This is a genomic window from Thermoactinospora rubra (genome assembly GCF_002093975.1).
Lineage (GTDB): Bacteria > Actinomycetota > Actinomycetes > Streptosporangiales > Streptosporangiaceae > Nonomuraea > Nonomuraea rubra_A.
Genome location: NZ_MSZZ01000024.1, coordinates 81,861 through 101,746, shown reverse-complemented (window position 1 = coordinate 101,746; position 19,886 = coordinate 81,861). Strand labels below are relative to the sequence as shown.

The window sequence follows — 19,886 nt, the reverse complement described above, 5'->3', positions numbered from 1 at the left end:
GGCCCGGTAAGTCTTTCGGGGAGGAGCCTCCGGTGGCAGTGAGCCAGATGCCACCCGACAGGCAGTTCGGCGAAGAGGGCGGCCGCCTGTCGTACGGCGCCTACCTCCGGATTCCCGAGCTGCTCAAGCAGCAGGTGCCGCAGTCGGAGGCACCCGACGAGCTGCTGTTCATCACCATCCACCAGGTCTACGAGCTGTGGTTCAAGCTGCTGCTGCACGAGCTCGAGGCCGCGCGCGACGCCATGCTCAAGGGTGAGCTGTGGCGTGCCCGGCACCTGTTCCGGCGCGTGCACGCGGTGGAGCGGGTGCTGATCGAGCAGGTGGAGGTCCTGGAGACGATGACGCCTCAGGACTTCCTGGAGTTCCGGTCGAAGCTGGCGCCCGCCAGCGGCTTCCAGTCCGTCCAGTTCCGCGAGCTGGAGTTCCTGTCCGGCCTGAAGGACCCGCGATACCTGACCGGCCTGCGCGACGCGACCGAGGAGGAGGTCGCCCGGCTGTGTCGCCGCATGGACGAGCCCACATTGTGGGATGCTTATCTCACCGCTCTCGCCCAGCGTGGCCTCGGCACCTCCGACCAGGAGATCATGGGCTCCCTGCTGGCCGTGGCCCGGGACCGCGGGACGTACGACGACCTGTGGCAGCTGGCCGAGGATCTGCTGACGCACGACGAGACCGCCGCGCTGTGGCGCATGCGCCACGTGCAGATGGTCGAGCGGCAGATCGGCACCAAGTCCGGCACGGGCGGCTCGACCGGCGCTCCCTACCTGCGGGATCGCGCGCGCCTGCACTACTTCCCCCTCCTGTGGGAACTAAGGGCCTGGCTGTAATTCACCACAAAACATGGCAAAACCTCACAAAGGAGTGAGAGCGACATGCCGCTTGACGAGGCCAAGGACGAATTGCTCCGGCGCGCCGCGGAGCAATGCGGGGACGTGACGACCGAGGAGGCCTTGGCGTTCCTGCGGACCTACTACCGGCACGTCGCACCCGAGGACCTGCTCGAGCGCAACCCCGTGGACGTGTACGGCCCGGCGATGTCGCACAAGCACCTGGCGGAGGTGCGCCCGCAGGGCAGGCCCGTGGTCCGCGCCTACACGCCCACGGTCGACGAGTACGGCTGGGACCCCGGGCACTCCGTCGTCGAGGTGGTCACCGACGACATGCCGTTCCTGGTCGACTCGGTGACCATGGAGCTGGCCCGCCACGACATCGGCGTCCACCTGATCGTCCACCCCCAGATGAAGGTCCGCCGCGACATGACCGGGCGCCTGCTGGGCCGCGGCCAGGAGGACGTGACCGGCCAGCTGCTGAGCGAGTCGTGGATGCACATCGAGATCGACCGGCAGAACGATCCGGCCGTGCTCAAGGAGCTGGAGAACGACCTGCAGCGCGTGCTCGCCGACGTGCGGCACGCGGTCGAGGACTTCAGGAAGATGCGCAGGCTGGCGGTCCAGACCGCCGACGACCTGGCGGAGAACCCGCCGCCGCTGGAGCCCGCCGAGGTCGAGGACAGCCTGGAGCTGCTGCGCTGGCTGGCCGACGGGCACTTCACGTTCCTGGGCTACAAGGAGTACCGCTTGGAGCGCTCCGAGGAGGGGGAGACGCTCCGGGCCGTGCCGGGCGCCGCGCTGGGCATCCTGCGCGACGACAAGATCAGTTCCGAGAGCTTCTCGTCGATGCCCGCCGAGCTGCGCGCCAAGGCGCGGGAGAAGCACCTGCTGATCATCACCAAGGCCAACTCGCGTGCCACCGTGCACCGCCCGGCCTACCTGGACTACATCGGGGTCAAGATGTTCTCGCCCGAGGGCGAGGTCATCGGCGAGCGGCGCTTCCTCGGCCTGTTCACCCACGTCGCCTACAACGAGTCGATCTCCCGCATCCCGGTCGTGCGCCGCAAGCTCGCCGAGGTCCTGGAGCAGGCCGGGCTGGACCCCGACTCGCACGACGGCAAGGACCTCATCGAGATCATGGAGACGTTCCCCAGGGACGAGCTCTTCCAGACCTCGGTGGAGCAGCTGGTGCCGGTCGCGCTCGGCGTGCTGCGGCTGCGCGAGCGCAAGCAGGTCAAGCTGTTCCTGCGCCGCGACGACTACGGCAGGTTCATCTCCTGCCTGATCTACCTGCCGCGCGACCGCTACACCACCAAGGTCCGGCTGAAGATGCAGGACCTGCTGCTGAAGGCCCTCGGCGGCACCACGCTCGACTACAGCGCGATGATCGGCGAGTCGGTCCTGGCCCGGCTGCACGTCGTGGTCCGCGGCGAGCGCGGCAGGCCGCTGCCCCCGCCCAGCGTCGACGTGGAGGAGCTGGAGGCTCGCCTGGCCACCATCGCCCGCGCCTGGGAGGACGACCTGGCCGACGCGATCCGCGAGATGACCTCCGAGGAGGAGGCGCCCGCGCTGACCCGCCGCTACCAGGCCGCCTTCCCCGAGGGCTACAAGGCCGACTTCCCGCCCAAGGTCGCCGTGATGGACCTCAAGCGGCTGGAGTCCCTCGCCGACCAGCCCGACGACGTGGTCGGCATCAACCTCTACGAGCCCTACGACGCCGCCGAGGGGGAGCGGCGCCTGAAGATCTACAAGCTCGGCTCGCCCATCTCCCTGTCCAAGGCGCTGCCGCTGATTCAGCGGCTGGGCGTGGAGGTCGTCGACGAGCGGCCCTACGAGATCGACCGCGACCAGGACCCGGCCACCAAGAACGCCTGGATCTACGACTTCGGCCTCCACTACACCCCCTCGCCCGAAGTCGACCGCCACGACTTCAAGCGGCTGTTCCAGGACGGCCTGGAGGCGCTGTGGCGGGGCCGCGTGGCGGCCGACAACTTCAACGCCCTCATCCTCAAGGCCGGGCTGAACTGGGAGCAGGTGGAGATCCTGCGGGTCTACGCCAAGTACCTGCGCCAGGCCGGCGCCACCTTCAGCGAGCGCTACATGGAGCGCGTGCTGCTGGGCAACGTACGGCTGGCGCGGCTGCTGGTGAGCCTGTTCGAGGCGCGCCTGGACCCCAAGCGGCCCGAGGAGACGCGCAACGACCTCAGCGCGGCGCTCAGGGAGGAGATCCTCGGCGCCCTGGACGAGGTCGCCTCGCTGGACGAGGACCGCATCCTGCGCGCCTACCTGGAGATGATCCAGGCCACGCTGCGCACCAACTACTTCCAGCGCGACGCGGAGGGGCGGCGCAAGCCGTACATCTCGCTGAAGGTGGACCCGCAGGCCATCAGCGTGCTGCCGCTGCCGCGGCCGCAGTACGAGATCTTCGTCTACTCGACGCGGGTCGAGGGCGTCCACCTGCGCTTCGGCAAGGTCGCCCGGGGCGGGCTGCGCTGGTCGGACCGCATGGAGGACTTCAGGACCGAGATCCTCGGCCTGGTCAAGGCGCAGATGGTGAAGAACACCGTCATCGTGCCCACCGGCTCCAAGGGCGGCTTCGTCGTCAAGCGGCCGCCGCGGTCGGGCAACCGGGAGGACCTGCTCGCCGAGGGCGTGGCCTGCTATCGGATGTTCATCTGCGGCCTGCTGGACGTCACCGACAACCTCGTCGACGGCGCCGTGGTGCCGCCTCCTGACGTGGTACGGCACGACGGCGACGACCCCTACCTGGTCGTGGCGGCCGACAAGGGCACGGCCACCTTCTCCGACATCGCCAACAGCGTGGCCAAGGAGTACGGCTTCTGGCTGGGCGACGCCTTCGCCTCCGGCGGCTCGGTCGGCTACGACCACAAGGCGATGGGCATCACGGCGCGCGGCGCCTGGGAGTCGGTCAAGTACCACTTCCGCACCATGGGCAAGGACGTGCAGACCACCGACTTCACGGTGGTGGGCATCGGCGACATGTCCGGCGACGTCTTCGGCAACGGCATGCTCCTGTCGGAGCACATCCGGCTCGTGGCCGCCTTCGACCACCGGCACGTTTTCGTCGACCCCACGCCCGACGCCGCCGCCTCCTACGCCGAGCGCAGACGGCTGTTCGAGCTGCCGCGCAGCTCGTGGGCCGACTACGACCCGGCGCTGATCTCGCCCGGCGGCGGGGTGTGGCCGCGCACGGCCAAGTCCGTCCCGATCTCGCCGCAGATGCGCCAGGTGCTGGGCATCGACACCGGCGTCACCGCCATGACGCCCAACGAGCTCATCAGCGCCATCCTCAAGGCCCCCGTGGACCTGCTGTGGAACGGCGGCATCGGCACCTACGTCAAGGCGTCGTCGGAGTCGCACGCCGACGTGGGCGACAAGGCCAACGACGCCGTGCGGGTCAACGGCAACGAGCTGCGCTGCAAGGTGATCGGCGAGGGCGGCAACCTGGGGCTCACCCAGCTGGGCCGCATCGAGTTCGCCCTCAACGGCGGCCTGGTCAACACCGACTTCATCGACAACTCCGCCGGCGTGGACACCTCCGACCACGAGGTCAACATCAAGATCCTGCTGGACCAGGTGGTGCGCGACGGCGAGCTGACCGACAAGCAGCGCAACCAGGTCTTCATGGAGATGACCGACGAGGTCGCCCAGCTGGTGCTGCGCGACAACTACGCGCAGAACGTCGTTCTGGCGGCGGCCCGCGCCCAGGCCGTGGACATGCTCCACATCCACGCGCGCTACCTGCGCAAGCTGGAGCGCGACGGGCTCGTCAACCGCGAGCTGGAGTTCCTGCCGTCGGACAAGACGCTGGCCGAGCGGCGCCAGGCCAGGCTGGGCCTGACCGCGCCGGAGTTCTGCGTCCTGCTCGCCTACACCAAGCTCATGGTCGACGCCGAGCTGCTGAACTCCGACCTGCCCGACGACCCCTACCTGGCCGGCTGGCTGGTGTCGTACTTCCCGTCGGCGCTGCGCGACCGGTTCCGCGCCTACATGGACCGCCACCCGCTGCGCCGCGAGATCATCACCACCTGCGTGACCAACGAGCTGGTCAACTCCACCGGGACGACGTTCATGTTCCGCCTGGGCGAGGAGACCGGCGCCTCCGCCGCCGACATCGCCAAGGCCTGGCTGGTCACCCGCGAGGTGTTCGACCTGCCCAGCTTCTTCCGCGCGGTGGAGGAGCTGGACAACAAGGTCGAGACCGCCACGCAGATCTCGATGCTGCTGGAGGCCAGGAAGCTGGCCGAGCGGGGCACCCGCTGGCTGCTGACCAACCGGCGCCCGCCGCTGGACATCGCCGGGTCGGTGAGCTTCTTCGTCAAGGGCGTCAACGGCCTCCTCGCGCACCTGCCGAAGCTGCTCACCGGGCCCGACCTGGCCGCCTTCGAGGAGCGCAGAGACTCCTTCGCCGCCCGCGGGGTGCCCCTGGAGCTGGCCGAGCGCGCCGCCGCCATGGTGCCCGCCTACTCCACCTTCGACCTGGTCGAGGTGGCCGCCATGACCGGCCGCCCGGTGGGGGAGGTGGCCGAGGTCTACTTCGACCTGGCCGACCGGCTCCAGCTGGCCCGGCTCCGCGAGCGCGTCATCGCGCTGCCGAGGGACAACCGCTGGAACTCCATGGCCCGCTCGGCGCTGCGCGACGACCTGTACGCCGCCCACGCCTCGCTCACGCGGGACGTGCTGGCCCACAGCGCCTCGGGGCTGTCGCCGGAGGAGCGCCTGGCCCGCTGGACGGAGGCCAACTCGGCGGCCGTCGGCCGGGCCCGGCAGACGCTGTCGGAGATCTGGGAGAGCGACACCTTCGACCTGGCGACGCTGTCGGTGGCGCTGCGGGCCATCCGCACGCTGGTGGCCTCCAGCAGCCTGCCGCGCACCGAGGCCTAGCCGCCTCTCAGCCTGGGGCGGTGGCGCGGGTCACCGCGCCGTCGTGGGCGACCACGACGGCCGGCTGGCTCGCGCCCGCGGGCGGTACGGCTGTCGCGTACTGGTGCATCTCGAAGACCTTCAGCGGCTCCAGCTGCGCCACCGACACGTAAGACCGGCCGACCGCCCACTGCGCCGCCTTGGGCACCCCGATCGGCGTCGACGCGGCCGAGTCGGTCACCGGGGTGATCGTGGTCTGCCGGGACAGGGAGTACTGGACGAGCGCGCCGCCGTCCTCGGTGCGCAGGGCGTAGACGGGCAGCTCGCCGGTGGAGAAGATCGAGTCGTAGTCGTAGCCGGTGCCCTTCCACCGCTCCCGGTCCTCGGCGATCTGCTCGGCCACCTCGGTGGTGAACGGCCCCGGCGCGATCAGCCCGGCGGCGATGCCCTGGGGTCCGGCCTCGGCGATCGTGGCGTGCAGCGGCGCCATGAACTTCGGGCTGATCGCCACGCTCTGGTCGCCGCTGGCCAGCGGCTCGGCGTAGCCGTCGGCGTCGAGCTTGACCGCGGGGAGGCGCCGGTCCCTGGCGAGCGCCGCCGCCGAGCTCAGCCGCCAATCCTCGCCGGCCCGGACGAACGTCAGGATGGCGGGCGTGCCGTCGCGCTCGACGACCACCGAGAACCACGGGTTGCGGTCCCCGGCCGCCAGCCGGGGCACCAGCACCGTGGGCTCGCCCCACGCGGGACGGCGCGGCTCGCCGCCGGTGGACTCGTACTCCGCCTTCGTCAGGTCGTGGCGCCCGCCCGTGACGGTGTCCAGCGCCCAGCTGAGGTCGCCCGCGCCGCGGACCCGGTCATCGGTGGCGACGTACGCGGCGAACGCGGCCCGCGCCTTCGAGGGGGTGATGGGCGGCTCGCTGGGAGTGGGGCTGGGCGTGACCGTGGACCGCGCCGCCACCTGCGTGGAGCGGGGGGCCGGCTGGCTGGTGCAGCCCGCCGCCCCGGCCACGAGGCCGAGGGCGAGGGCGAGGAACCGCCGCCGACCGTATGCACGCACCTCGACATGGTATTGCGTGCCGTACCCTTGGTAGACGTGGCAGTCAACGATCCGGCAGAAGAGATCACAGAGCTCGCGAACACCATGGCGAGCATCAAGGACGTGCTCGACCTCGACTCGATGCGCAAGCAGATCGCCGAGCTCGAGACGCAGGTCGCTGCGCCGGATCTGTGGGACGACCCCGAGCAGGCGCAGAAGGTCACCAGCAAGCTGTCCCACCTGCAGGGCGAGCTCAACCGCGTGGAGGGGCTGCAGCGCCGCCTCGACGACCTGGCCGTGCTGTACGAGCTGGCGGCCGAGGAGGACGACCCCGACACCCGCGCCGAGGCCGACAAGGAGCTGGCCGCGCTGCGCTCCGAGGTCAACGCGCTGGAGGTCCGCACGCTGCTGTCGGGCGAGTACGACTCGCGCGAGGCGCTGATCACGATCAACTCGCAGGCCGGCGGCGTCGACGCGGCCGACTGGGCGCAGATGCTGCTGCGCATGTACCTGCGGTGGGCCGAGCGCAAGGGCTACCCGACGGAGGTCTACGAGACCTCCTACGCCGAGGAGGCCGGCATCAAGTCGGCGACCTTCACCGTCAAGGCCCCCTACGCCTACGGCACGCTCCGCGGCGAGCACGGCACCCACCGGCTGGTCCGCATCAGCCCGTTCGACAACCAGGGCCGCCGCCAGACCTCCTTCGCCGGCGTGGACGTCGTGCCGGTGGTCGAGCAGACCGACCACATCGAGATCAACGAGGACGAGATCCGCGTCGACGTCTACCGCTCCAGCGGGCCCGGCGGCCAGGGCGTCAACACCACCGACTCGGCCGTCCGCATCACCCACCTGCCGACCGGCATCGTGGTCTCCTGCCAGAACGAGCGCTCCCAGCTGCAGAACCGCGCCACCGCCATGGCCGTGCTGCAGGCCAAGCTGCTGGAGCGCAAGCGGCAGGAGGAGGCGGAGAAGATGAACGAGCTGCGGGGCGCGACGACGACGTCCTGGGGCACGCAGATCCGCAACTACGTGCTGCACCCCTACCAGATCGTCAAGGACCTGCGCACCGGCACCGAGGCGGGCAATCCGGCGGCCGTCCTCGACGGGGAGATCGACGAGTTCATCGAGAGCGAGATCCGCTGGATGCGCCGCCAGGAGGCGGGGGCCGAGTAGGCGGGTTCGTCCGCGACCCGCCGTGGGTCACAGGGAGCTCATGGCGAAGGCCCCCGCGGCGCGGGGGCCGGCGCTCGCGAGGCCGCGTCAGCCGTACACGAGGTGCCGCAGCGCCAGGGTGAGGAGCAGCGCCGCCAGCAGGACCGCGGCGACGAGAGCCGGTGACAGCGCGCCGAAGCCGTGCTGGTGCATGCGCTCCCGGCTGGCGCGGCAGACCGAGCAACGGCCCTCGATGACAGGGTGGGCGCACTGTGCGCAGACAAGGTGTTCGCAACTCATACTGCTCCCCAGTCTAAGCGCTCAATCGTTTTGTTTCCGTTATGGACCTTCCATGCCAGTCTTCCCCCTAGACTGTCCTCCAGCCCATCGGAACGTCGATCAACAGTAAAGATAGACGCCCCCGATAGGTGAGCGGTGGGAAGTGGGCATGTGCCACCCTCCCCTCCAGCTTGGCCCCTAGACTGGTACGCCGTGATGCTCTCGTGATCCATTTCGACAACGTCACCAAGGTCTACGCGAATCAGAACAGGCCCGCGCTGGACCATGTCTCCGTAGACATCGACAAGAGCGAGTTCGTGTTCCTCGTCGGCCCCTCGGGGTCGGGCAAGTCCACCTTCCTGAGGCTCATCCTCAAGGAGGAGAAGCCCAACTCCGGGACCATCCACGTGGCCGGCAAGGACCTGTCCAGGCTGTCCAACTTCAAGGTGCCTCACCTGCGCCGCCGCATCGGCTGCGTGTTCCAGGACTTCCGGCTGCTGCCCAACAAGAACGTCTACGAGAACGTGGCGTTCGCGCTGGAGGTCATCGGCAAGCCCAGGCGGTTCATCCGCAAGGTCGTGCCGGAGGTCATCGAACTGGTCGGCCTGGAGGGCAAGGCGCACCGGATGCCCGAGGAGCTGTCCGGTGGCGAGCAGCAGCGCGTCGCCATGGCGCGCGCGTTCGTCAACCGTCCGATGATCCTGCTGGCCGACGAGCCGACGGGAAACATCGACCCGGCCACCAGCATCGGCATCATGAAGGTGCTCGATCGCATCAACAGGACCGGCACCACGGTCGTCATGGCCACGCACGACGCGGCCATCGTCGACTCCATGCGCAAGCGTGTCGTGGAGCTGGAGGACGGCAAGATCGTCCGTGATCAGTCGCGCGGCGTGTACGGCCAGGCGTACTGAGCGTCCAAAGATAGAGGGAGCTGCAGGACGAACATGCGGGCGAATTTCATCCTCTCCGAGGTCTGGATCGGCCTTCGCCGAAATCTGACCATGACCATCGCGGTGATCGTCACCGTGGCGGTCGGCATGGCCATGTTCGGCGTCGGCCTGTTGATCTGGGCTCAGGTCAATACCATGAAGGACTTCTGGGATGACAAGGTGGAGGTCTCGGTGTTCATGTGCACCAAGAACTCCGCCGACTCCGACTGCAAGGGCAAGGCGATCACCCCCGACCAGGTCACCGCGCTGCAGGAGCGGCTCAAGAGCACCCCGGGCGTGACCGAGGTCATCTACGAGGGCCAGGAGGCGGCCTACCGCCGCTTCCAGGAGAACCAGGCCGTCGAGAAGACCCTGCGCGAGGTCACGCGGGTCGAGGACATGCCCACGTCCTTCCGGGTGAAGCTCGCGAACCCGGATAACTCCGACGTCGTGGTGAAGGCGGCCGAGGGCCAGCCGGGCGTCTCGTCGGTCAAGAACCACCGGGACCTGCTCGACGACTTCTTCGGCCTGCTCGACTCCCTCCAGCTGGCCGCCTTCGCGCTGGCCATCATCGTGGTGATCGCCTCGATCCTGCTGATCGCCAACACCGTGCGGCTGTCGGCCTACAACCGCAGACGCGAGACCGCGATCATGCGGCTGGTGGGCGCGTCCAACGTCTACATCCAGCTCCCCTTCGTGATGGAGGGCATGATCGCCGGGCTGGTCGGCGGCGTCGTGTCCTCCGTCATGCTCATCGTCGCCAAGATCGTGATCTTCGACAGGTTCCAGGCCTACCTGGCCATCGGCTCGCAGCTGCAGTGGGACACCGTGGCGTCGGCGATCCTCGGGTCGCTGGTGGCGGGCGTGTTGATCTGTGTGCTGGCCTCCTTCGTCACGCTCCGCCGCTACCTGCGGGTGTGACGCGACGCCGGTAAGGTCGAGGTATGCCACGTGAAACCGGGCGGAAGCTCATCGCCCAGAACAAGCGTGCCCGGCACGACTACCACATCTCCGACACGTTCGAGGCGGGCCTCGTGCTCCAGGGCACGGAGGTCAAGTCGTTGCGCCAGGGGAGGGCCACGCTGACCGACGGCTACGCCACGGTCGAAGGCGGCGAAGCGTGGCTGATCAACGTCCACATCCCCGAGTACGCCCAGGGGACGTGGACCAACCACGCCGCCCGCCGCAAGCGCAAGCTCCTGCTGCACCGCAAGGAGATCGACAAGCTCGCCGCCAAGCTCAAGGAGGGCGGGCTGACGATCGTGCCGCTGTCGCTGTACTTCAAGGACGGCAAGGCGAAGATCGAGATCGGCCTGGGCCGCGGCAAGAAGGACTGGGACAAGCGGCAGAGCCTGGCCGAGCAGCAGGCCAAGCGGGAGATGGCGCGCGCTCTGCGGTACCGCACCCGATGAGCACGAGGCGCTTGAAGCGGGTCGTCTCCGCGACCGTGACTCTCGCGGTCGCGAGCATGACGCTGACCGCCTGCTTCGAGGAGCCCTCGCCGCACGACGCCATCCGCGACTTCCTCGTCGGCTGGAAGGAAGAGGACTACGCGCTGGCGGCCGGCCGTACCGACGCCGACCCCAAGGCCGTGGCGAAGGCCCTGGCGGACGCCAAGCTCGACCTGGACGCCACGTCGTTCCGATTCAAGATCAAGAACGTGGCGCGCAGCGGCGGCCAGGCCCGCGCGGACTTCACCGCCGAGGTCGACCTGGGCGAGAACAACCCGCTGTGGGTCTACGACGGCACGCTCCCGCTGCGGCTGGTCGACGGCGTGTGGAAGGTGCGCTGGTCGCCGTCGGTGCTCCACCCCAGGCTGCAGCCGGGCCAGCGCTTCGCGGTGCAGGTCAAGCCCCTGTCGCGGCGCCCGATCGTCGACCGCGACGGGGCGGCCCTGCAGCAGGACACCACCCTGTACGTCGCGGGCGTGGTGCCCAGCCGGCTCGGCGACCGCGCCGAGGAGGTGGCCGCCCAGCTGTCCGCGCTCACCGGCTACGCCTCCGACCGGCTGCTCAGCAAGATCAGGTCGGCGCCGCCCTCCGACTTCGTCCCGCTCGTGACGCTGGGCCGCCTGCGCTACGCCCAGCTGGAGGCGCGGCTGAAGGCCATCGAGGGCATCGAGATCGACCCGCAGAAGCACCCGTTCGCCCCCGCCGACCCCAAGCAGATCATCGGCACGGTGAGCACGCTGACGGCCGAGGGCGAGCAGCGGCTGGGCGGCCCCCAGCGCGCCGGCGACTCCATCGGCCGCACCGGCCTGCAGAAGGCCTACCAGGACTACCTGACCGGCTCCACCGTCACCCGGGTGATCACCCTCGACCTCCAGACCGGCCGCCAGGTGGCCCAGCTCCACGAGCTCGCGGGCCAGCGCGACGCCGTCGAGGTGCACACCACGATCGACTCGGCCCTGCAGCAGGCGGCCCAGACGGCCGTCACGGGCACGCAGTCCAGCGTCCTGGTCGCCGTCGACGCGGCCAACGGCCACATCCGGGCCGTGGCCTCCGAAGGCATGGCGCAGGACAAGCACGGGCTGGGCGGGCGCTTCCCCGCCGGGACCGCGATGTCCATCGTCGCCACCGACGCGCTGATCAAGGCCGGGGTCCAGCTGGGGCTCAAGGTGCGGTGCGTGCCCGAGCGGACCGTGGGCGGCGCGCGGTTCCGGTACGCGGGCCTGCCGCCCACCACCGAGACCTTCCTCAACGGCTTCGCCAGCGGCTGCGTCACCGCGCTCGCCGCGCTCGCCCGCCGCGTCAAGGCCGCCGACCTGACCAAGAGCGCGCAGATCTTCGGCATCGAGGGACCGTGGACCCTGCCGCTGCGGTCGTTCAGCGGCTCGTGGCCCGCGCTGTCCGGCGACGCCGACAAGGCCATGGCCATCGCGGGGCAGAACGTCGAGGTCAGTCCCCTGTCCATGGCGCTGGTCGCCGCGGCGGTCGCCGACGGCACCTGGCACCCGCCCGTGCTGGTCACCAAGCCCGCCAGCCCGGCCCCCGCGCAGCCGCAGACCCTCGACCCGCAGGTCCACGCGGCGCTGAAGGCCATGATGCGGGCGGGAGTCGTGTCCGGTACGGCACGCGCCGCGGGCGCCACGCCGGGCGTCCACGGCATCCGCGCCGACGTACCCGGCAAGGACCTGTCGTGGTTCGTCGGCTGGCAGGGCGGCGTGGCGGTGGCCGTCCTGGCGGAGAAGACCGACCCTTCGGCCATCGCGGGACGGTTCTTCTCGGCCGTGCGTGACGTTTCGTAAGATTTCTGTAACGGTAAGCAACCTTCGTGGGCTTCTCGGGCGTCTTACCTAGTGACTGGACCGCTCGGGGGGTTGCGGGTTCCAGTCACCGTGAGGGCCAGGGCTTCATCTCGGGGGAAGCCCTGGCGTCCGGACCGGCTCGACCCTGCCGGTCGGCCCCCGGGGATGTGCGCGGTTCGCCGCATCCCCGGGGGATTCGTCTCTGTTGATTTGTCGCGCCTGGCGGCGCGACGGTGCTCGGGGCGCCGGGAAGGCTCGGTCTTCCCTCGTCGCGGCTCGGGCGCTGGGCGCCCTCACCGCTCCTCAGTCCAGACCGAGCCGCGCCCCTCGCGGCCTCGGGCGTTGACCGCCCTCGGCACCCCTCAGTGGTTGCTGTCTTGGGTTCTGCCGGCGTTTGCAGGCGTTGGTTGGTGGGGTACCACTGCTCTGTCCTTTGTGCTGGCCTCGGCCGGGGCGAGGTGGTGTACGGCCAAGACGGCTTCGCGGCCACCGGGGACGGTCGGAAGGGTCAGCCGGCCGTACGGTGCGGAGTCATGTCGTGGGCGGGAATGGAGTTGGCGTCATCGGTGTTGGGAAAGTATGGTTCTTGCTGCGCGCCTCTTCGTGAGGCGTGTTGATAACTCCACAGGGGGTGACTGGTCTCGACTTTGACCTTGCAAGTCAGGGGAAGCGGGCCGAGGACGGCGGACATAACCTCGTTAATCCTGTGACCGCGACAAATAAGTGCCAACTCTAAGCGCACTGCGGTTAGCCAGGACTCCCTGGCTCTCGCTGCCTGATCGCAGCGACCCGCTGTCAGCCTGAGAGCGCCTTCGGCTCAGGATCTGGCATCGACTAGAAGGCTCAACCGGTAGCCCCGGCCACGGGGGCTGCCGGGAAATCTCACAGTGGCTGAGCCTGTCGGCGACTTGCCTGCGTGAGCGCCGGGGCTGAGAAAAGCGACCAGCAGGCTGCGCCCGGAGAAGCCCTGATTTGGGGTTGAAGGACGCGGGTTCGATTCCCGCCACCTCCACCACATCAGACCGCCCCTGGCCCGCCGAGACATCGGCGGGCCAGGGGCGGTTTCGTGTCCGCCGCCGGCGTCGTGGACGCGCCGGCCGTGTCGCGACGCGCGTCACGGTCCTCTCGCAACACCGAGAGGACCGTGGTTCGTGCCGGATCGGTCAGGCGTCCGTGTTCTCGTGGGATTGTTCGGCCGTTTGGCGGATCTGCTCGATCTCGGCCTCGCTGACGTTGAGGTCGCCGAATTGCCTGACCGCCTGGTAGTAGGTCCACGCAACGCTGTTGCACGTGGATCTGGAGGCGCCGGAGTATCTGGCGCAGACCTGGCGCATGTCGAAGTAGAAAGCGTCGTCCACGCGCGCCTTGTTCTCCGGGAACCGGTTCACGGCCTTGTAGTTGCGGTATCCGAAGTCGTGGCGCCGGCACGGCATTCTGAAGTCGAAGCCGAGTGGCTGGTCGGGGCTGCTGCTGCACAGGTCGGTCGACCAGTCGAAGGCGTAATCGGCCCACGCCGCCTGGTTCTCCCAGGCCGAGCGCCAGCTGGAGAAGCTGGCCGAGGTGGGCTGGGTGAAGCTGGAAAGCGCGGCGAGTTTTTGCTCAAGCGTCACCGCGTATGCGGGTAGCGTTAATCCGGATAAGGTCGCGAAGGAGAGCGTGACGACGGCGAGGGAGCGTCTGACCATGGGGCCTGCCTGTCTTCGGGGGGGTGCCTTTCGCGGCCGTTGACTGTGCCGCGGCATAACAATGAGGCGTGAGTTCCCACGGTGTCGAAGCCGATCCTTATCAAAGATCGTCCCCTGGTTTCGGGAACAATCGCTCTTTACAGCAGGGCTGCCTTCTGTCAGCGGCCCGGTCATGCGAAAAGGACCGCTCCAAAGAAGGGTCGCGCTACAGCGCGGCGCCGAAGATCTCGTCGCGAACCGTGGTGAGGGCGAGGCTCAGGGCGCCGGCGAGCACCGGGTTGCCTTCGACGGCCGACAGGCGGACCTGCGGCCGCGGGATGGTGAGCGCGTAGAGCTCGCGTTCGACGAGATCCCGCAACAGCTCGCCGCCGGCCTGGGGCACGCCACCCGCCAGGACGATGAGCCCGGGATCGACGACCGATGTGATGGAGGCCAGGCCGAGCGCCAGCCGGGCGGCCACGACACGCAGCCCCGCTCGCGCGTCGTCCGCCCTGGCGCCGGATCCCTGCTCGGCCAGCCGGACCGCCGTGGCGACCGCCCGCTGGAAGTCGTGGCTGCGCACGCCGTACGACCGGAGCAGGTCGCGTACGGCGGGGCCGCCGACCAGCGCCTGGTAGCCGTGGTTGGCCAGCGGCCCGGTGTCGCGAGCCGTCGGGGCGCCGGGGGTGGGCATGTAGCCCACCTCACCCGCGCCTCCGGTGACGCCGCGATGCAGCCGGCCGTTGATGACGAGCGCCGCGCCGAGCCCCTCGTCGGCCCACAGCAGGACGAAGTCGGAGCAGCCGGCCGCCACACCGTGCGCTTGCTCGGCCAGCGCGGCGAGGTTGACGTTGTTCTCGACGTCGACCGCCACGCCGAGCTCCTCGCTGAGCGTGGACACCAGGTTGGGGATCTGCCAGCCCGGCATGTCGCCGGCGGTGGCGTAGCCCAGCTCGCCCGTGGTCGGGTCGAGCGCTCCCTGCACGCCGATGACCACGCGGCGCAGCGGCCCTGGGGCGGCCGCCCCCTCGAGGGCGGCCTGGAGGCGCTCGACGAGCCTGTCCGCGGGCCGGCGGGGCGTGGGCAGCTCGTGCTCGCCCACGGTGGCGCCGGTGATGTCGGCCACCCGGGCCGCAATGCCCTCGGGCGTGACGTCGAGGGCGGCGACGTAGGCGGCGGCCGGGTTGATGCGGTAGGTCTCCGCCACCCGGCCAGGCTGCCCGGACCTGACCCCGTCGCGGATCACCAGCCCCGCCGCCTGCAGGCGGGCGAGCAACTGGAACGCTGTCGGCTTCGACAGCCCGGTGAGCTCGCCGATCTGCGGGCGGGTCAGCGGGCCGCGCTCCAGCAGGACCCGCAGCGCGGCATGGTCGTTGATCGCGCGCAGCAGGCTCGGTGTTCCGGGCATCGGGGTCTTCACGTCACCTCACGTCATGGGCGGTCCGACATCCCAGCAGCTCACGTTAGCGCGAGTGCAAGGTGAGCGCGTAGAGGGCGATCGCGGCGAAGTCGTCGGCCGGTTCGGAGGCCTGCCAGGAGCGCACGTCGTCCACGAAGCGGCTGCCGCGTCCGGTGAACGGCTCGTAGCGGTCGACGCCGTCGGCCGGGCACCTGGTCATCTCCTCGAAGTGGCCGCCCAGGCCGTCGTCGAACAGCGAGGAGCTGTTCGGACCGTTGACCACCGCGCCCACGGCGGGTTCGCCGGTGAGGTTGGCGATCTGGTGGTGCGGGCACTGGATGGGGTTGTCGCCGACCCCCGCGACGAAGGAGACGCCCCAGGCGTTGCCGCCCAGCGCCCAGTTGCGCTGCGCGGTGCCGAAGGGATCGTAGGAGCGGTCCCCGGTGAGGTCCCGGTACAGCCGGGCCGTGGCGGCCAGCCCGAAGGCGTGGGGCACGGAGTCGAACTGGTCGTAGTGCGCGCCGGCGCGGAAGGGGTCCGCCGACGCACGCCGGGCCCCTGTTTCCAGCTGGGCCTTGAGGCCGCCGATCAGGTCCGCCTCGGTGACGGCCAGGCCGGTGGCGCGCGCCTTCCGCAGCGCCCGCGCGAGGTCCGCGTGGGCCAGGGCGCTGACGTCGTAGAGGTTCAGGGTGTCACCGGCCTCGTGCTCCATGTACTGCGAGGCCCAGTGAGCCGCCTGGGACAGCCACTGCGAGGCCCGGGGGTCGCCCAGGCGCAATGCCGCGAGTGCTAGCTCGGCCCCGCCCAGCTCCATGTCGTCGCGCCACACGCTCTCCGGATAGAAGGCGTGCGGGAGCGAGGTGACCAACTCGCCCACGTCCGTGGTCTTGGCCATGGCGTAGATGGAGGCGGCTTGCTCCAGCAGGCGTCGGGCCCGGGCGCGGGAAGGCTCGACCTGGGCGGCCAGCGCGAAGGCGGCAGCCGTACGGCCCGCCAGGTTGGGGCTGATGGGCTCACCGGGGGGAGCGGCGCGGAAGACGGGGCGATGGCGGATGAACTGGTGGCCGGGGGCGGTGTCGTGGTCGTCGGCCTCGGGCAGGCGCCAGATGTCGTGGTCGCCGACGAACGTGCCCTCGGCGTTACCCGCTCCGATGCCCACCTGGATGTAGAGCGTCTTGGACGCCTCATCCCACATCTTGTCCAGATATTTCAGGCCGTGGGTGGCTTCGTGGCAGAGGCGGGGATCGTGATTGCCATCCCGCTTGGCTGCCCAGAGGAGCGTGTCGACGTACGCCAGGATGTGCGTGAACTTCAGGTAGTCGCCCGCGTCGAACCAGCCGCCTTCCACGTCGACCGGCCCGCCGATCCTGGTCAGCTCGCCCTTGATCTGGTCGGTGCCGAGGCCGCTGAAAACCGGCCATTCGTAGACGGAGGCCGCCCGGTCGTTGAGGTGGCTGGGCTCGCGCAGGGCGTCGGCGCCGTCGCGCTGGCGCCCGAAGAAGGTGATCACCTTGGCCGCGTGCCGGGCGAACGCCTGGGGCGGCGCCACCTCGAACTCGGCCGACGTGGCGGCGCCCACCTTGATCCGGTAGCTGCCCGGTCGACGGAGCGAGCTCAGGTCCAGGTCGTAGACGTGGGGATGCCTGGCGTTCCACGGCCCCAGATCGCGGCCGGCCGTACCCTGGAGGACCACGTGGCCACGACGGTCGACGACCACGAATCGGGCGCCGGCGGCGGACGTCTCGGACATGAAGGAGGCGTGCTTGGCCTCGCCGGGCGCGAAGCCCACCTGGTCGACCCGGACGAAGCCGGCGGGCGTCGGCACGGCCAGGGCGGGGCTCCCCATGGTCAGGGCGGCCAGGGCTAAGCCTGCCGCGAGCGGTTTTCTCACCGGATCCTCCTAGGTCAGGTCAAAACGCTTACGACACCTTCGATCAATAGTTAGTAAATCTTCCTAACTTGCCTCGAAGCTACGAAGTCATCACCGGAGGGTCAAGAGCGGCGACCAAGCTGTGACATTGGCCTGCATGGGCGCGGCCGGTCGAGTTTGGGTCTTGCACGCGGACCGGCGGGCACCTACGCTCCGCACCAAAGTTAGGAAATTTTCTTAACTACAGGCGTTGCCTGCAAAGCGGACCTCCGAGCCCCATCGGCCCTCCTGGCCTCGGCGACACCCCTGGTGGCGGGGCTGGTCCCAGCTCCAGGCATGATCAAGGTGACGGGTGACCACGGGGTGCCCTGACCGTGATCCTCACCCCCAACAGGAAGAAGGACGATGAAGGGAAGAACCTTCGGGAAGCTGATCGCGGCAACGGTCCTGTCCTTAGGCATGCTCATCACGCCGGGAACCGGTGCCCACGCGATCGGCGGCGCCTCGGCCACGGTCGCCTATCCGGCCTGGCAGGCGGGAGTGCCGTACGCCGTGGGCGACCGCGTGACCCACAACGGCACCGATTACGAGTGCCTGCAGGCGCACACCTCGCAACCCGGCTGGGAGCCGCCGAACACGGCGTCGCTGTGGAAGCCTCTCGGCTCGGGCGGCGGCGACACGACAGCGCCCGACGCACCGGGGAACCTGCGGGTGACCGGGACGACGTCCTCCAGCGTGAGCCTCGCGTGGAACGCCTCCACCGACAACGTCGGGGTCACGGGCTACGAGCTCTATCGCGGGTCCACCCTGGTGGCGACGGTGACGGGCACCTCGCACACCGACGGCGGCCTGACCGCCTCCACCGGCTACACCTACACCGTGAAGGCCAAGGACGCGGCGGGCAACCGGTCGGCCGCCGGCAACAGCGTCACCGCCACGACGCCGGCGGACAGCTCGGAGACGCTGCTGTCCCGCGGCAAGCCCGCGACCGCGTCCTCGATCGAGGCCGCCGGGTTCGAGGCGGCCAAGGCCGTGGACGGCACCACGTCGACGCGCTGGGCGAGCGCCGAAGGACACGATCCCGAGTGGCTCCGCGTCGACCTCGGCTCCACCGCGACCATCACGCGCGTGAAGCTGACCTGGGAGGCCGCGTACGGCATGGCCTACCGGATCCAGACCTCGGCGGACGGCTCGACCTGGACCGACATCTTCTCGACGTCCTCCGGCGACGGCGGGACCGACGATGTGACGGTGTCCGGGTCCGGCCGTTATGTCCGGATGTACGGCACGCAGCGCGGCACCCCCTACGGCTACTCCCTGTGGGAATTCGAGGTCTACGGCCAGAGTCCGGGTGGCGACACCACGCCGCCCAGCGCCCCCGGCAACCTTCGCGTGACCGGCACGACCTCCTCCAGCGTGAGCCTCGCGTGGAACGCCTCCACCGACAACGCGGGCGTCACCGGCTATGAGGTGTTCCGCGGCTCCAGCCTGGTGGCGACGGTGTCGGGCACCTCGCACACCGACGGCGGCCTGGCCGCCTCGACCGGCTACACCTACACGGTCAAGGCCGTGGACGCGGCCGGCAACCGCTCGGCGGCCAGCAACAGCGTGACCGCCACGACCCAGCCCGGCGGCGGGGGCGGCACCCCGGTCCAGGCCAACGGCCAGCTGCGGGTGTGCGGCCTCAAGCTCTGCAACGAGCACGGCAAGCAGATCCAGCTACGCGGCATGAGCAGCCACGGCCTCCAGTGGTATTACCAGTGCCTCAACACCGCCTCCCTCGACGCGCTCGCCACCGACTGGAAGGCCGACGTCTTCCGCATCTCCATGTACATCCAAGAGGGCGGCTACGAGACCAACCCGCGGATGTTCACCGATCGGGTCCACAACCTGATCGAGATGGCCACCGCGCGTGGGATGTACGCGATCGTCGACTGGCACATGCTGACCCCCGGCGACCCGATGTACAACCTCGACCGGGCGAGGACGTTCTTCACCGAGATCACGCAGCGGCACAACGCCAAGAAGAACGTCATCTACGAGATCGCCAACGAGCCCAGCGGCGTGTCCTGGTCGAGGATCCGCGACTACGCGCACCAGATCATCCCGGTGATCCGCCAGCATGACCCCGACGCCCCGATCCTGGTCGGCACCCGCGCCTGGTCGTCGCTCGGCGTGTCCGAGGGCGGCAACGAGACCGAGGTCGTCAACAACCCGGTCAACGCTTCCAACATCATGTACACCTTCCACTTCTACGCGGCCTCGCACGGCGACCAGTACCTCGCCACGCTCTCCCGGGCGGCGGACCGGATCCCCGTCTTCGTGTCGGAGTTCGGCACCCAGACCGCGTCGGGCGGGGGCGGCAACGACTTCACGATGTCGCAGCGGTACCTCGACCTGATGGCCCAGAAGAAGATCAGCTGGGTGAACTGGAACTACTCCGACGACCACCTGTCCGGCGCCGTCTTCACCGGCGGCACCTGCCCGAACGGCCCGTTCGCCGGAACGAGCCGCCTCAAGGAGGCCGGCGTCTGGATTCGCGAGCGTCTCAGAACGCCCGACGACTTCTGACCGCCACGACCTCCGGCTGAGC

General features: G+C 69.6%; 12 protein-coding genes and 1 other RNA gene. 9 read left to right on the top strand and 4 right to left on the bottom strand.

Features of this window, described 5'->3' with window-relative positions:
* Positions 1-32 precede the first annotated feature (32 nt).
* Both BSB02_RS24045 and BSB02_RS24040 read left to right on the top strand, forming a co-directional pair.
* Positions 33-827: a tryptophan 2,3-dioxygenase gene (locus BSB02_RS24045; protein ID WP_206184855.1), complete on the top strand. Its 795-nt coding sequence runs from the start codon at positions 33-35 to the stop codon at positions 825-827.
* 45 nt (positions 828-872) lie between these two features.
* Positions 873-5,735, top strand: a complete 4,863-nt coding sequence (locus tag BSB02_RS24040; RefSeq protein WP_084962088.1) for an NAD-glutamate dehydrogenase — start codon at positions 873-875, stop codon at positions 5,733-5,735.
* A gap of 7 nt (positions 5,736-5,742) precedes the next feature.
* Here BSB02_RS24040 and BSB02_RS24035 read toward each other — a convergent pair whose 3' ends face one another.
* Entirely contained in the window at positions 5,743-6,771 is a 1,029-nt protein-coding gene (locus tag BSB02_RS24035) for a DUF8094 domain-containing protein (protein WP_084962086.1), read from the bottom strand.
* 36 nt (positions 6,772-6,807) lie between these two features.
* Between BSB02_RS24035 and prfB the strand changes: the two genes are divergently transcribed.
* The 6 genes from prfB (at position 6,808) to ssrA (ending at position 13,375) form a co-directional block, all read left to right on the top strand.
* Entirely contained in the window at positions 6,808-7,923 is a 1,116-nt protein-coding gene (gene prfB / locus BSB02_RS24030; protein WP_084962084.1) for a peptide chain release factor 2, read from the top strand.
* Between the two features lie 482 nt (positions 7,924-8,405).
* Positions 8,406-9,095, top strand: coding sequence for a cell division ATP-binding protein FtsE (ftsE, locus tag BSB02_RS24020; protein ID WP_084962080.1), 690 nt, complete (start codon positions 8,406-8,408; stop codon positions 9,093-9,095).
* A gap of 33 nt (positions 9,096-9,128) precedes the next feature.
* Complete coding sequence (gene ftsX / locus BSB02_RS24015; protein WP_084962078.1) at positions 9,129-10,034, top strand: permease-like cell division protein FtsX; 906 nt, start codon at positions 9,129-9,131, stop codon at positions 10,032-10,034.
* Positions 10,035-10,057: 23 nt separating this feature from the next.
* Positions 10,058-10,525: an SsrA-binding protein SmpB gene (gene smpB / locus BSB02_RS24010; protein ID WP_084962076.1), complete on the top strand. Its 468-nt coding sequence runs from the start codon at positions 10,058-10,060 to the stop codon at positions 10,523-10,525.
* 35 nt (positions 10,526-10,560) lie between these two features.
* Positions 10,561-12,360 carry an NTF2-like N-terminal transpeptidase domain-containing protein gene (locus BSB02_RS24005; RefSeq protein WP_240506615.1) on the top strand — a complete coding sequence of 600 codons (1,800 nt, stop codon included), beginning with the start codon at positions 10,561-10,563 and terminating at the stop codon, positions 12,358-12,360.
* A 627-nt stretch (positions 12,361-12,987) separates the two neighbouring features.
* Positions 12,988-13,375, top strand: a transfer-messenger RNA (tmRNA) gene (gene ssrA, locus BSB02_RS24000).
* 148 nt (positions 13,376-13,523) lie between these two features.
* Here ssrA and BSB02_RS23995 read toward each other — a convergent pair.
* The 3 genes from BSB02_RS23995 to BSB02_RS23985 all read right to left on the bottom strand — a co-directional run bounded on the left by BSB02_RS23995 (position 13,524) and on the right by BSB02_RS23985 (position 17,314).
* Positions 13,524-14,045: a phospholipase gene (locus BSB02_RS23995; RefSeq protein WP_084962072.1), complete on the bottom strand. Its 522-nt coding sequence runs from the start codon at positions 14,043-14,045 to the stop codon at positions 13,524-13,526.
* Positions 14,046-14,250: 205 nt separating this feature from the next.
* Positions 14,251-15,432 carry an ROK family transcriptional regulator gene (locus BSB02_RS23990; protein ID WP_084962259.1) on the bottom strand — a complete coding sequence of 394 codons (1,182 nt, stop codon included), beginning with the start codon at positions 15,430-15,432 and terminating at the stop codon, positions 14,251-14,253.
* Positions 15,433-15,487: 55 nt separating this feature from the next.
* Positions 15,488-17,314, bottom strand: a complete 1,827-nt coding sequence (locus BSB02_RS23985; RefSeq protein ID WP_206184854.1) for a glycoside hydrolase family 9 protein — start codon at positions 17,312-17,314, stop codon at positions 15,488-15,490.
* 384 nt (positions 17,315-17,698) lie between these two features.
* On the opposite strand from BSB02_RS23985, the gene BSB02_RS43650 reads away from it, so the two are divergent.
* On the top strand, positions 17,699-19,864 hold the full coding sequence (locus tag BSB02_RS43650) for a cellulase family glycosylhydrolase (protein ID WP_143591063.1): 2,166 nt from the start codon (positions 17,699-17,701) through the stop codon (positions 19,862-19,864).
* The last annotated feature ends 22 nt before the right edge of the window (positions 19,865-19,886 follow it).

Coding starts and splice junctions, on each gene's coding strand:
- BSB02_RS24040 (WP_084962088.1), top strand. CDS start 873: ATGCCGCTTGACGAGGCCAAGGACGAATTGCTCCGGCGCGCCGCGGAG.
- ftsX (WP_084962078.1), top strand. CDS start 9,129: ATGCGGGCGAATTTCATCCTCTCCGAGGTCTGGATCGGCCTTCGCCGA.
- smpB (WP_084962076.1), top strand. CDS start 10,058: ATGCCACGTGAAACCGGGCGGAAGCTCATCGCCCAGAACAAGCGTGCC.
- BSB02_RS23995 (WP_084962072.1), bottom strand. CDS start 14,045: ATGGTCAGACGCTCCCTCGCCGTCGTCACGCTCTCCTTCGCGACCTTA.
- BSB02_RS23990 (WP_084962259.1), bottom strand. CDS start 15,432: ATGCCCGGAACACCGAGCCTGCTGCGCGCGATCAACGACCATGCCGCG.
- BSB02_RS43650 (WP_143591063.1), top strand. CDS start 17,699: ATGAAGGGAAGAACCTTCGGGAAGCTGATCGCGGCAACGGTCCTGTCC.